Consider the following 13,784-nt stretch of genomic DNA (forward strand, 5'->3'; position numbering starts at 1 on the left):
TCGTTTCCATTTACTTATCATACCTCATTAAAATTTATATCGCAAGCGTTAAATCATCTTTACCGAAAATAAAAAGAACGATGCAATTATCGTTCTTACTAGGTATCGATGTATTCAATTATACTGCATGCTCATTAATTAAGTACGCCATTTTCTTAAATAATTTCTATTTATTTAACTTATTCCATCGATTCAATCTGACTAATTGTCTCTTTTAAAACGCGTCTGAACGTTGCAAGATCCTGCCCTGTAACTTGCGTTTCCAATTTACTTTCCAATTGATTCCAAAAGTCACTATTAAAAGTTGTTAGACCTTTATACTTATCCGTAACAGATAAGTGAACAACTCGTTTATCTGTTATATCAGCCTTTTTTTCCACTAATCCTAATGTGATTAATTTTTTCAAATGGTAATTCGTATTTGGCGTTGATTGATTCAACAATTTTGAAACGCGTCCAATTGTTGGACTGTTCAACTGTTCGATCGCATTTAGATAATAAGTATCAATTGTCCCCAATTGTTTAATGTTCATTAGTCCATCTTGTTTCCCATACAAGCTCAACAACTGATTTAATTTGTTGAAAGTCCCACTTAACTCAATCATTTTGACCCTCCTAGTTATAGATCGCCTTAGTTCCCACCCAAAATAAAGCAAAAAATTATTGATTTCTAATACATAAATGTTTATTTGACTTATTATAATGTAAAAAGAGGCGTATACACAAGTAATACGTCCCCGATTTTAATAAAAATATGTTATCACTGAAAACGTTTAACTACCTGTAACTGTTGAACCTTGCCAGCTAAGCATTCCGCCATATACATCAACAACATCATAACCTTTTTCAAATAGGATATCTGCAGCTTGTGCACTACGACGTCCTGATCGACAAATAATATATGCTTTACCTGTTAATTCATAATCGTCAACTTCATCTAACGGAATATTAATTGACCCAGGAATATGGCCTTCAGCAAACTCGTCATCTTCTCGAACATCAATAATCTGTGGCTTTTGTGCTAATAATAGGTCAAGTTCCGTAGTCGTAATTGTTGGAATATCATCTTCAAAGTTCATTTAGTTACCCTCTTTTATTTAGTTATGGTTTTTATTAGTCTGTATCAATTTATTATCTATATTATCATATGTTTTTATTTCATATTTTTCAAATATTTAGATTTTAATATTGATAGATTTAGAAGGCTCTAAGGTAAGACTTACGTCTCTTTTTAATTGGGAACAGCGTAGGTTATAACATAATACTAAAAATGGGTACTAAAAAGCCACTCCATAATAACGGAGTGGCCTCTTTATATTTAATTATTACTATCATGTATCACATGTTGATAAGAAACTAAGTTCTTCTTTAATTTTCCAAAAATTTTAACCAATGAATCATGAGCACTTTCCGTTGAACGATCTTCGGCTAAGTACTGCCACGTTGAAATAATCAATAACAGTGACACAAAAATTAATGGGAACCCAGCTAATAAACAGATAGCTTGGATTGTTTTAAAACCACCAACGAAGACGATACCAAATGAGAATAACATGAAAATTCCCATCCAAACCAAGCGGTTAAACAAACTTGGTTGCTCTGTCGGTTTGAGTTTTGTACTAGTAAACGACGACACGATAAATGCAGATGATGAAATCGTCGTTGCTAAGAAGATAAAACATGAAATCGCATAGATAACTAACATTACGTATTTAAATGGCAATGTTGAAATAACTTGTGCAATTGCTGCAGCTTGACCATATACATTCAGTGTATGAATTAAATCAGCAGCTCCACTTTGTTGTAAATAGAGTGAATAACCACCTAAGATTGCGTAGAAACTCATACATCCTAAAGCACCATACGCAAGCATCCCTAATATCACCTGACGAATCGTTCGTCCACGCGAAATTCTAGCAATGAATAAGCCCATGAATGGCATGAAAGTTAACCACCAACCCCAATAGAAAATAGTTTCCGATTTAACAGGGTCAATCGCATGACCTAATCCTGAAGCTGTCCCTGTACTCATTGCTACAAACTGAGTAACCATCAGTACAAGACTGTTACCTTCTGACTTCAAAATATAAACCGTTGGTCCAACTAACAGAACAATTAACAAAAAGCCAATGGCTGTCCAAATATGAGCTGAACTCAATCGATCAATCCCACCCTTAATTCCTTTAAACATGGTTAACGTGAAAATGCTGAACAGGACAACAAATAATGCTAATTTTAAAAGTATTGTATCTTGGACTCCCGTTAATGTTGCGATAATTTTTGATAATACAGGTATTTCCATCCCAACTGATGAACCAACACCGCCCATAATACCGAAAACGACAAGAAAATCAATTATTTTTCGTAAGATTTTTTTATAAGGCTGATCCCCTTTTAACATAGGAATCACATCACTAACACACATAACTTTCGCTTTTTTAACGTACATAACGTATGAAATAATTACAGCTGAAGATGCAAACATCATCCACGCCATTGGACCCCAATCAAATTGACCTAACATGTGAGCATTTTGATAATTAGCAGGAGACATCGCTTTAGCACCAAACAAAGGTTGTTGCACGTAGCGAAGTGGATCAACCATGCTAAGCATTAAAATACTGGCATCAATGGCCGTCGCAAATACCATACTACCCCATTTAAAATCACTGTATGCCGGCTTTTCGCCTTTATTACCCAATGTAATTTTGCCATAATGGCTTAATGCAATATATAAAAAGAAAACAAAATTGAGAATATAGATACCAAGGTAAGCCCAACTCAAGTGGGCCGTAATAGCATCCATTATTGAACCTAATTCTGCCTTCAAACCAGACCCACCGAGTAATAATCCAACTGATACTAAAATAAATAATGCCACAGTCGGTAAAAACATTTTTTTGTCGATATTCTGTTTTTCTAAAATAAAAATTTCCTCCTAAATTTTAGAGCACGATCTTTAATTCATCGCCGTACTCACTCCGATAATTCTGCTTTTAATTGCACAAAAAAAGCACACTGATACAGTTTCTCCACTAGGGATATCTGCACAGCGTGCTTGTTAGCTTTGCTATCTTATACAAATACTCATAACGTAAATTATAATATTCTATCGAATCACTTACCTGGACTCACGTCACCGTTATCATCTAGATAACGAATAATTCGTGCCGGGTTACCCGCAATTACGAGATCATCACCAAACGATTTTGTGACCACAGATCCAGCGCCGACAACGACTCGATTACCAATCGTAACTCCTGGTAAAATCGTGACGTGTCCACCCATCCAGACACTATCACCAACCGTAATTGGTTTACCCATTTCAACATCCGCATCACGTAATTTTGCAGATAAGGGGTGTACTGGCGTGTAAAATCCAACGTCTGGTCCAATGTAACAATGATCACCAATTGTGATTGGACAAGTGTCCAACATCGTTAAATGGTAGTTCGCATAAAAGTGATTTCCGATATGAATATTAAATCCATAATCAAATTCGATTCCCGTTTCGGCCCAAAAGTCTTCACCGGAATCAGCCAATAATGCTTTAATATTTGTATTTTGTTGCTTATTATCGTCAAGCTGGTTAATTGTCCGCAGTTTTCTCCGAATCAGTTCTCGTCGTTCAACTAGTTCAGGATCCAACTGCTCATACGGTTCACCATCTGACATCTTTTCTCTCTCAGTTTTTATCATGTTATAAGAATACCACTTATGTCATGATTTGTTAAATAGAAATTTATTTTCTATAAACACAGTAAAATAAAGCTATTTTATTAACATTAATTGAATTGGATTAATTTTAATTAGAGTAAATTTTAACCCTATTATTACAGAAAAATCTTCTAATAACAATTCACAGCATATTCGCTGTTCATCAATCATTAGAAGATTTATTTAACTTATTTTATCAACAAATAGTTGTGTTATTTGTTTAGGTCTTGTAATAACGCCACCGACAACTGCCGAAAATGCGCCAATATCAAATGCTCTCTTAACTTCTTCTGGAGTCGTTGTATGACCCTCCATAATAACAGGGATTTTAAGATTTTTAATTAACTTTTCTAGTAAATCAAAATCTGGGCTATCCCTTTCGTCCGTATATTCTGTATATCCTGACATCGTTGTAGAAACCATATCAAATCCATTTTTTTCAGCCATAACGCCTTCTTCATAATTAGAAATATCTGCCATGGCTAATCTATTTCCTTCATGAATTTTATTGACTAAATCAGTTACCTTTTCATTATGAGGCCGTTGTCTAACCGTTGCATCTAATGCAATAATCTCAGCGTCAGTTTCCAGTAATTCATCTACTTCTTTCATCGTTGCTGTAATATAGACTTCTGAATCTGCATAATCTCGTTTGATTATGCCAATCAACGGTAATTTTACTTGTTTTTTAATTTCTACAATATCAGAAACTGAATTTGCTCGTATCCCCACAGCACCACCCATCTCAGCTGCAAGGGCCATTCTCCCCATGATAAATGAACTAAATAATGGTTCACCTTCTAGTGCCTGACAAGAAACAACTAACCCATTCTTTATTTCATCTAAATTCATCATATTATCTCCCTTTATATATCACTAGCATTTGTCTCAATAACTTGTTTATACCAATCAAAACTATCTTTCTTGTAACGTTTCAATGAGCCATTTCCATCGTCATCTTGATCAACATAAATGAACCCATAACGTTTACTCATTTCTGAAGTTGATGCGCTAATTAAATCAATGCAGCCCCACATTGTGTACCCCATTAAATCAACACCATCCATAACAGCTTCTTTCATTTGAATGATATGTTCTTCAAGATACTTAATGCGATAGTCATCATGAACTTTGCCATCATCGCCTAACTTATCTAGGGCCCCAATTCCATTTTCAACAATAAATAGTGGCACACGGTAACGATCCCACATTGCATTCAATGTGATTCTTAATCCAATGGGATCAATTTGCCAACCCCAGTCACTTGTTTCTAAGTAAGGATTTTTTTCACCATTAATCATATTTCCTAACGATGTATCACCCGTTTTGCCAGCTGAAGTGACCGTTGACATATAATAACTAAAACTAAGGAACGCAACTTTGCCCATTTTAAGAATAGCTTCATCCCCTGGCTCCATCACAATATGAACATCATTTTCTTTGAAATAGCGGTTCATGTATTCAGGGTATTCGCCGCGGACTTGAACATCGGTGAAGAACAAGTTTAAATTATCATTTTCTTGAGCGGCACGAACATCTGCTGGATTAGGCGTTGATGGATAAGTTTGCATTCTAGCAAGCATACAACCTACCACAAAATCAGGATTAATTTTCCGTGCTTGTTCAACTACCAAAGCACTTGCGATAAATTGGTGATGAACAGCTTGATACCGAATTTGTAATTGTTCTCTCTGTGTTAATTCACTGTCAACAGCACCCGTTTCCATGAAACCAAATGAGCTAACATTAATTTCGTTAAACGTTAACCAATATTTAACCTTATCTTTAAAACGGTTAAGTACAACGTCCGTGTAATGTGTAAAACTAGCAATTGTGTCACGGCTTACCCACCCATTTTGTTTAACTGTCAAATCAAGTGGCATTTCATAATGCGATAATGTGACAACAGGTTCAATATCATACTTAGCTAACTCATCAAAAACGCGGTCATAAAATGCTAACCCAGCTTCATTGGGTTCCGTTTCATTACCATTTGGAAAAATTCGTGCCCATGCCATAGACATCCGGTATGTTTTAAAACCCATTTCTGCAAATAATTTAATATCTTCTTTATAATTATGATAGAAATCAATCCCACGACGTTTTGGATAATGGTCAGTGGTTTTATCGTCCATCGCTTCTTCAATGACTTTCATTGTGACAGAACCAAGATTCATTTCTGTTCTTTTTTCAGATTTACGAATAACTTCAGCAGTAGTCATCCCTTTGCCATCTAAATCCCAGCCACCTTCAACTTGGTTTGCAGCTGTTGCGCCACCCCATAAGAAACCTTTTTTAAACCCTTTTGGATAATCTGTTTTATACATATTAATACACTCCTTCAAAGTTTTTTGTTTAACTTATGTATCTGTGAACTATTTCAAATAGAGGTTTTACTAGTTTTTTTCAAAAAAATTACCTATTGATAACTAAACAAATAGTTATCAATAGGTAATGCCTGATCGAATCAGTTACAGCCCTTATTTGACAAATTAAGTATATCAAATATAGTAAGCGCTGTCAAAGTTAGTTTAAAGGCTTACTCACCTTGCCTTATTTTTTCAATAACCTGAATAATATTAAACGTATCCTGTAGGCTATGTCGCTCACAAGTCTTTGCACCAATTTCAACTAGATTAATAAAAGCTTGAATTTCAAGCGTCATATCATCTCCAACGATACTATAGTCCCGATTAATTTTTTGTCCATCATTTAATTCAATCGTATATTTTTCAATTCGATTATACATTGGAATAACGATACGACCTTGTTGCCCAACAATAATCGCAACTCGCGGTTTAGCTTCATTTATTGCGCCTTCAATGAGTGCCTGAGCGCCTTTTTCAAAATGTATCGTTGCTGAAAATTTTTCATCAATCCCATTATGCATGTCTAATTTTGATTCAATATGCGAAATATCTGAACCTAAAATTTCTAACACAAAACCAATTGGATAAGTACCGATATCGTTCAAAGCACCACCCTGTCCTTTTTGAAGTAAATATGAAGTTGCTTTTTGAGATGGAATGGCATTAGAACAAAAGTTAGCTGACATGGTTTGGATGGGTCCGATTGAAGCTAAATCTTGTTTTAAATGATCCATACCGATGTTAAATTTTGTTTTAAACGCTTCAACAAATAAGGTTTGATTTTCACTTGAAGCTAATTCAATTTCTTTCATATCTGTCGTTGTTAGTACAGCCGGTTTTTCACAAAATACCGGAATATTTAGCTTCAACGCCTTTAGTGACCACTCTTTATGCAACATATGTGGCAATGCGATATAAACGCCATCAATCGAATCATCGCCTAAAAGAGCTTGATATGAATCATAAATGGTTATATCTGGATTATTCGCTTTAAACACATCGTCATTAAATAATGACTTTGATCCAATTGCTGTAACTTGTCCATTTTTTGTATATCGAATACTTTCATAAAATCGCTTTGCAATATTACCGTAACCAATAATTCCAAAATTCATTGTTCTTATCTCCATTTCTATTTAACCGTTTTCATTAATTATAGCCGACTCATACAGTATGCACCAAATTAAATTTCAAACTCAAAAAGGTCACCCCATTTCCGGGGTGACCTTCTCGTGATTCAATCTTATTTTTTAACCTACAAGTTCAATTTTGTTTCCTTCAGGGTCCAAAATGACTGCTTCATAATAGCCATCCCCTGTTGTCCGAGGGCCACTAACAACTTCTATTCCAGATTTTTTAAAATCAATCACCATTTGATCAACGGTCACATGATTCTCAACAGAAAAGGCTAAATGTGCATAACCAAATCCATCAGGATAGCGATCTGTAATATCCGTTCTCGTCATAATTTCTAATCTTGCTTGACCATCTGGAAAGCTCAAAAAGTATGACGAAAATCCTTTAGTCCCATTGTCATAACGCACACCAAAAGTTGCCTTAAAATTAGTCACATAAAAATCACGCATTGCTTCAAGATTTTCTACCCATAAACCAACGTGTTCGATTTTCATTTGCTTAAACCTCCGTTGTTTCAATCGGAAAAACTAATTCAAATTCCTCACAAACCACTGGCATTGTCTCATCAAATGTCTTATTAACACTTTCTAATTCTTCTTCAAAAAAAGATTGATGAACACTTCGCCAATAAGCTAAATTTCTATCGCCTTCGCCTTCAAGAAAAGCATGCTCTTCTGTAACTTCGTTAAATGGTGTCACATAAACTTTTATTGTTTTCGTAATCGCCATTGGATTATCTTTATAATCAACAATGACATTGTAATCGCCAACTTTTGGTAAAGGTTCTTCATCAAAATATAAATTATAAGCTGACGATGTCCCTGTTTTAAGACCATCTAAAACTAATTTACCTAATTCTAACGTTTCTTTCTTAGTGACGCCAAATGACCATGCATCATAATTATCATGTTCAATTTTATTTGCCTTTTTAAATGCTTGCCAATACTCATAAATTGTCATATGAACTCTCCTTCAAGAATTTAATCTTCTGCGTTTAATATATCTAAGAACAACTCACCATATTTTTCCAATTTACTTTCACCAACACCTTTAACATCCAACATATCAGTTAACGTTTCCGGCATAACCTCACACATTGAATATAACGTTTTATCAGAGAAGATAACAAATGGCGGTACACCTTGTTCCTCTGCTAATTCGCGACGTAATTGTCTTAATTCTTCAAATAGTTCATTATCTTCAGGTAATGCTTGTTTAACTTTTACAGCCATTTTACGTGTAACTTTAGTTTCACCTTTTAAGACGCCAACTCCTTCTGCAGCAAGTTGCAGAACCGGATATTGGCCGCTTGAAGCCTGTAAAAAACCTGACGCAACTAAATAATCAATCAATCCAGAAACTTCCTTCTGCGATTGATCTTTCATCAGTCCATACGTAGGTAATTCATCAAATCTAAACTGCATCACCTTTTGGACTTTTGAACCTGTTAAAACTTGTGCGACTAACCCTTTACCAAAATGTTCACCCATCCGTTTTACACATGATAAAACCTTTTGGGCATCAATCGAAATATCTTGTGCATCTCGTGTATCCAAGCAATTGCCGCAACGGCCACATTCTGGTGCTTCATCGCCAAAATAATTCACAATTGTCTGTTGTAAACACTGTTGCGTGTTTGCGTATTGCGTCATTTCTTGTAATTTTAAATACTCATGTTTTTTATTAACATCATCCATTTCAGATTGGTCAATGAAAAAATGTTGAATCTGAACATCTTTTAAATTAAAAAGTAAAATTGCTTCACTTGGCAAGCCATCTCGTCCAGCACGTCCGGCTTCTTGATAATAAGCTTCTAAACTACCAGGTATCTGATCATGGATTACAAATCGAACATTACTTTTATCAATTCCCATCCCAAATGCATTCGTCGCAATCATTACCTGAACACGATCGTACAAGAAGTCTTCCTGATTCTGACGACGTTCATCTTCTTGCAACCCGCCGTGATACATCGCCACTTTAATCTTAGCTTTTTTTATTAATTTCGTTAACCGTTCGACTTCTTTACGCGTACTTGCATAAATAATACCAGATTGTTGTTTCTGTCCCTTTAAATACTCGAGTAAGAAACGATCACTATTTTGATCTTTAACGACTTGGAAGGCTAAATTTTCACGTGAAAACCCAGTTTTAACTTCATGTATAATCGATAATCGTTGCATAATATCCGCAGCTACTTGAGTTGTCGCTGTCGCTGTTAATGCAATAATCGTCGGATTCGAATTCAAACGTTGAATCGTTTCCGTTAAGCGTAAATAACTAGGACGGAAATCGTGCCCCCATTGTGAGATACAGTGCGCTTCATCAATAGCGACAAGATCAATTCTTAATTCCGCTAAATCTGCCATAAAACCATCAGAATCTAATCGTTCTGGTGACACATAAAGTAACTTAACTTCACCACGAGCAGCTTGATTAAAGCGTTCACGAACCTCCGTGTAATCTAGCGTACTATTGATAAAGGTTGCTGGAATGCCATTTTCATTTAAAGCATCAACTTGATCCTTCATTAAAGAAATTAAAGGAGATATCACTAACGTTAGTCCATCTAATATAAGTGCTGGAATTTGGTAACATAGCGATTTTCCGCCGCCTGTAGGCATAATAGCTAAAACATCTTCACCCGTTAGAATACGATCAATAACTTCTTTTTGACCTTGGCGAAAATTGTCGTACCCAAATTTTTCTTTTAAAACTGATTGTGGATTCATATAATCCTTTCTCTTTGCTCATTTTCTCAGATAATTCTATGTCTTTAAATTATAGCATAGGTTAAGACGCCACAGATGTTTTAGAAAGTGTTTTAATGACCGCTTCAACATCACCCAAATCATTCATTAGTCCCGCGGGATTTTGTTGAGCTGCCCTAAGTTTAGTCATATAATCAACGACAATTGTCGAATCACTAACACTACTTGTGTCTTCAATTCGATAATAAAGATAGTGAATTGAATTAACTTTAGGTTCAAGGATAACGCTTAGATACCAAGTGTTATCTCCAATTTCAATAGTTGCCGTTTCCTTAAAATGACCATATTCTTCTTGTAATTTGCCTTGAATTTGTCCAATCTCAATTGGAACCGTGGCAGGCATTGGTCCTCCAGAATACGCATCTGACGTATTTAATTGTACCTTAGTGCCACGTACTTTCGAATTTTTAAGATTAAATACAACTTTCATATTTGATGCATCTTTGGACCCTTTTTTAATGGTCCAATCAGCGGGTGTAGCATAATTTTTATGCGGTAATATAGCATCACCACCGACGACTATTTTTGCTTGGACTGGTAAGCCATTTGTTCCTGCGTTAATTTTGTATTTTTGGGTTAATTTTATATTTTCTGTCGGTTGAATTCGACTGATTTCTGCCCAACTAGCCGGTTGTGTATCTTTAACTTGAATTAATGTTTTAAATCCTAAGATACCTAAAAAAACTACCATCAAAAAACCGATTGATATTAACATATTTTTCTTCATGCCAAAAATCTCCTAACCTGTTACGCCTCTATTATTAAAGCTTTTTCTCGTAGTATATCGCTAATATTATTGAAATGATTATTATATTCGTATACAAAAAGAAAAGTAGTGCACCAATCCATAATAACGTACTTACTTTTAGAAATGCCCACAAAATGATAAACCCAAACGCTAGAATTAAAATCATGCTATTCATAATTTTTCCAATCATTGCGTTCACAGACTGATCAATTAACTTATTTCGTTCATCCACATTCTCCAGCTGTTCTTCTTTCAGTCCTTTTTTAGAAAAAGTTATATAAAATTGATAGGCCGCAATTCCAAATGATAAGACAACATTAATAAATGATCTAATCAATTTTGACCAATCAAAAGCATCTTTAAAATCTAAGTTCATTATCCAAATTGAGGCAATCCCCACAAACATAAAAAATAAACCTACAAAAAAATGTCGATAACTATAGATTTTCATTTTAATTCTCCTCCATCTCTAAATTTTCCTTTAGCTGAAATAACGCTTCAATCTGACAATCAAACAATAAACTCAAACGATAGGCCAACATTATAGATGGCTTATATTTACCTTTTTCAAGTGAGATAATTGTTCGACTAGAAACTTGAACTTTCTCAGCTAACTGTTCCTGTGTTAATTCAAGCTTAGTTCTGTATTCTTTAACTTTATTTTGCATAATGAACACCTTTCAATATGAAATATACTTCATGTGAAGTTAACTTCATAATATAATAATTATTTTCTTAAGTCAACTAGCTGATTATTTCTGGCACCAAGCATATCAATATAAATTTCTATTTATTTATACTATAATTAAATAAACATCGTCAGATTAACTAATTTAATAATCTAACGATGTCTTTTAACTAAATAAAACGTTTTAAAAAGGAGGATTAAGCATATGGTTCAATCATACAAAAATTTCTGGGAAAATATTTTTAATTTTTCTGACACATCGAATAGATCAGACTATTGGTGGCCTACGATTATTAATAGTATTCTAGGAGCAATTATTATTTATTTTTATACGTCACTCGTTGGCCATCCTATCGATTCGATTTATAATTTTAGTGAACTTACTTTTATGACAAGTCGAAATATTGTTATGTTTATCGTCTGGATTGCAAACTTTGCTGTTTCAGTTCGTCGTTTACATGATACTGATCGTTCTGGTTGGTGGATTTTAATCCAATTCGTTCCATTAGTCGGTAGTATTTGGTTCTTTATTTTAATGGTTTTACCCAGAAAATCAAATCGCTGGGGTTAAATTATATTGATACTCGATTATTAATAAGAGGTGCTGATAAAATTTATCAGCACCTCTTTTGTTTACGGAAAATTAAAAAGATAGCACTGTAATCGACTAACTTGATTACCGCTCTATCTTCATTTTTCAAAAAATAATCCACCCTGATTAACTAAAACATCTGCTACAGGTGTCTCTATTCGTTTATTAAGCACCATTTTTTTCGTCTCTGTTACATATTTTTTAAAATTCATTGTTTGTAAATGAGCTTGGTAATCCTCGTCACTCCGGTAAATTTCAACGAAAATCCATTGATTTAAATCTCCATCTACAGAAGCAATGTATGTCACTAAGAGTCCTGCTTCATTTTCAAATGATTGTTTCATAGTATTCAATGAAACTTCTCTAAATTCTTTAACCCTATTCGGCTCTATTTCAATACTTGTTACTTTGAGTATAGCTCTGTCAGGCTTCAATTCATGCAAGGCTGTTGTTTTTTCTAACAGTAATTCTGGGGATAAATTAATCATCGATTTTTCAATTACTGCCTGAGATGCGATATTACTAAACATTTTAAATTGAGCCGAATTTGCATGTTTTTGATATTGATCTTCGTCTTGATAAGATTCAATCACAATATTTTCAGTACCCGCCTCATCCAAATGTACACTGTACATCGCCAAAGTTCCTTTTTCTTGCTGAATTGAGGTCGTTAAATTAATCATCCCTGCTTTTTCAAATCTTTCACGATCAGATAGCTTAATTTTAAGTTTGAATAGTCTTAATAATGGGGCATTCTTAAGTTCTATCATTTATTCACCCAATCCCATCAAACGATTATAATTTCCATAATTAATCAGGGCTCGATCATCTTTCGAAAGATTCAACTGATCTAAAGCTTCAATTATGGCATCCGTTGCTCCAGCTGGCGCAATCCCTAACGGTGCATCAGTTCCAAACAGTACGTGGCTAACACCATAATAATCAATTGCTAACCCTAATGCTTTAGGATTGCCCAATAATGCAGTATCTACATAGAAACGTTTAAAATCAGCTGCCTGTTCTGGTGATAGAATATGGTTAATTCGTTCAGCAAAATAAGGCACCATTGCCCCAGCATGATGAACAATTACTTTAAGTGTAGGATAGTCATTAAAAATTCCTGACTGTACTAATTGCAACATTGCTTGCGCTAGTTCATATTCCCAACTAAAAATAATATTATTGTCTGGTTTACGATCATCAAAAATTGGGTGTAACAGAATTGGGATATTTAATTGTGCAGCCATTTCAAAAATAACCCGGTATTCCTTTGCAGCAATACTTTTTCCAAGGGCACGCGTAAATAACTGAATGCCAACTAATTCTGAATTTTTTAGCACTTGTTCTTTTATAATACGTGTTGCTTCATCGATGTTATTTAGAGGTATCATTGCAATACCCGCTTTAAACAAGTCTGCATTTTGTTGAACCATTTCAATTATTTCGTTATTAGCTTGCCAGCATAATGCCGCTGCTTGTTCTGGCCCTACGTAGTCCTCAGGATTCACGTTGACTGCTGAGATAACTTGTTGGACATTTCTGTTCCGTAATAGGCGTCTTTGTTCAATATCAATCAATATGGGATGTTTAATAAATGGCATTTTTTCTGGCAAGTTCGGCTGAATAGCTAACATCTCGTTATAAAAATGTGGTGGTAAAACGTGTGCAAAAACATCAATACTTGTCATTAACTTTTCCCTCCTACAACCTAATTTAGGTTTCTTTAATTTAGCTGATTATCTAATACTAGGCAAAAATGCTA

16 protein-coding genes are annotated in these 13,784 nt (G+C 34.6%); 1 reads left to right on the forward strand and 15 read right to left on the reverse strand.

All coding sequences use genetic code 11. From position 1 onward, the window contains the following. Nucleotides 1-179: 179 nt before the first annotated feature. The 13 genes from AC1RPH_RS04760 to AC1RPH_RS04820 form a co-directional block, all read right to left on the reverse strand. Complete coding sequence (locus AC1RPH_RS04760) at nucleotides 180-605, reverse strand: MarR family winged helix-turn-helix transcriptional regulator (RefSeq protein ID WP_409022061.1); 426 nt, start codon at nucleotides 603-605, stop codon at nucleotides 180-182. A 168-nt stretch (nucleotides 606-773) separates the two neighbouring features. Beyond that, complete coding sequence (locus tag AC1RPH_RS04765; protein WP_481761585.1) at nucleotides 774-1,079, reverse strand: rhodanese-like domain-containing protein; 306 nt, start codon at nucleotides 1,077-1,079, stop codon at nucleotides 774-776. Nucleotides 1,080-1,318: 239 nt separating this feature from the next. Next, nucleotides 1,319-2,896: a BCCT family transporter gene (locus AC1RPH_RS04770; RefSeq protein ID WP_481761586.1), complete on the reverse strand. Its 1,578-nt coding sequence runs from the start codon at nucleotides 2,894-2,896 to the stop codon at nucleotides 1,319-1,321. Nucleotides 2,897-3,117: 221 nt separating this feature from the next. Continuing rightward, nucleotides 3,118-3,699, reverse strand: a complete 582-nt coding sequence (locus tag AC1RPH_RS04775; RefSeq protein WP_409022058.1) for a sugar O-acetyltransferase — start codon at nucleotides 3,697-3,699, stop codon at nucleotides 3,118-3,120. Between the two features lie 201 nt (nucleotides 3,700-3,900). Next, entirely contained in the window at nucleotides 3,901-4,572 is a 672-nt protein-coding gene (locus tag AC1RPH_RS04780) for an N-acetylmannosamine-6-phosphate 2-epimerase (RefSeq protein WP_481761587.1), read from the reverse strand. A gap of 11 nt (nucleotides 4,573-4,583) precedes the next feature. Then, nucleotides 4,584-6,044, reverse strand: a complete 1,461-nt coding sequence (locus AC1RPH_RS04785) for a glycoside hydrolase family 1 protein (RefSeq protein ID WP_481761588.1) — start codon at nucleotides 6,042-6,044, stop codon at nucleotides 4,584-4,586. A gap of 212 nt (nucleotides 6,045-6,256) precedes the next feature. After that, nucleotides 6,257-7,201 (reverse strand): Gfo/Idh/MocA family protein, encoded by a 945-nt coding sequence (locus AC1RPH_RS04790; RefSeq protein WP_481761589.1) that lies wholly within the window; start codon nucleotides 7,199-7,201, stop codon nucleotides 6,257-6,259. A gap of 135 nt (nucleotides 7,202-7,336) precedes the next feature. Beyond that, nucleotides 7,337-7,717, reverse strand: a complete 381-nt coding sequence (locus AC1RPH_RS04795; RefSeq protein WP_481761590.1) for a VOC family protein — start codon at nucleotides 7,715-7,717, stop codon at nucleotides 7,337-7,339. Between the two features lie 4 nt (nucleotides 7,718-7,721). Beyond that, nucleotides 7,722-8,183, reverse strand: a complete 462-nt coding sequence (locus AC1RPH_RS04800; RefSeq protein WP_481761591.1) for an ASCH domain-containing protein — start codon at nucleotides 8,181-8,183, stop codon at nucleotides 7,722-7,724. A gap of 20 nt (nucleotides 8,184-8,203) precedes the next feature. Continuing rightward, nucleotides 8,204-9,955, reverse strand: coding sequence for a DNA helicase RecQ (gene recQ / locus AC1RPH_RS04805; RefSeq protein ID WP_481761592.1), 1,752 nt, complete (start codon nucleotides 9,953-9,955; stop codon nucleotides 8,204-8,206). Between the two features lie 61 nt (nucleotides 9,956-10,016). Further along, nucleotides 10,017-10,721 carry a hypothetical protein gene (locus tag AC1RPH_RS04810; protein ID WP_481761593.1) on the reverse strand — a complete coding sequence of 235 codons (705 nt, stop codon included), beginning with the start codon at nucleotides 10,719-10,721 and terminating at the stop codon, nucleotides 10,017-10,019. A 34-nt stretch (nucleotides 10,722-10,755) separates the two neighbouring features. After that, on the reverse strand, nucleotides 10,756-11,193 hold the full coding sequence (locus AC1RPH_RS04815; protein ID WP_481761594.1) for a hypothetical protein: 438 nt from the start codon (nucleotides 11,191-11,193) through the stop codon (nucleotides 10,756-10,758). A gap of 1 nt (nucleotide 11,194) precedes the next feature. Beyond that, nucleotides 11,195-11,410 carry a helix-turn-helix transcriptional regulator gene (locus AC1RPH_RS04820; RefSeq protein WP_481761595.1) on the reverse strand — a complete coding sequence of 72 codons (216 nt, stop codon included), beginning with the start codon at nucleotides 11,408-11,410 and terminating at the stop codon, nucleotides 11,195-11,197. 225 nt (nucleotides 11,411-11,635) lie between these two features. On the opposite strand from AC1RPH_RS04820, the gene AC1RPH_RS04825 reads away from it, so the two are divergent. Then, the gene (locus tag AC1RPH_RS04825; RefSeq protein ID WP_481761596.1) at nucleotides 11,636-12,001 is read left to right on the forward strand and encodes a DUF805 domain-containing protein; all 366 of its coding nucleotides are present in this window, start codon (nucleotides 11,636-11,638) and stop codon (nucleotides 11,999-12,001) included. Between the two features lie 119 nt (nucleotides 12,002-12,120). Here AC1RPH_RS04825 and AC1RPH_RS04830 read toward each other — a convergent pair whose 3' ends face one another. Both AC1RPH_RS04830 and AC1RPH_RS04835 read right to left on the reverse strand, forming a co-directional pair. Then, entirely contained in the window at nucleotides 12,121-12,792 is a 672-nt protein-coding gene (locus AC1RPH_RS04830; RefSeq protein WP_481761597.1) for a putative quinol monooxygenase, read from the reverse strand. Next, complete coding sequence (locus tag AC1RPH_RS04835; RefSeq protein ID WP_481761598.1) at nucleotides 12,793-13,710, reverse strand: amidohydrolase family protein; 918 nt, start codon at nucleotides 13,708-13,710, stop codon at nucleotides 12,793-12,795. It lies immediately after the preceding gene. Between the last annotated feature and the right edge of the window lie 74 nt (nucleotides 13,711-13,784).

This window comes from Dellaglioa sp. CoH-57-MRSF-16 (assembly GCF_056782055.1).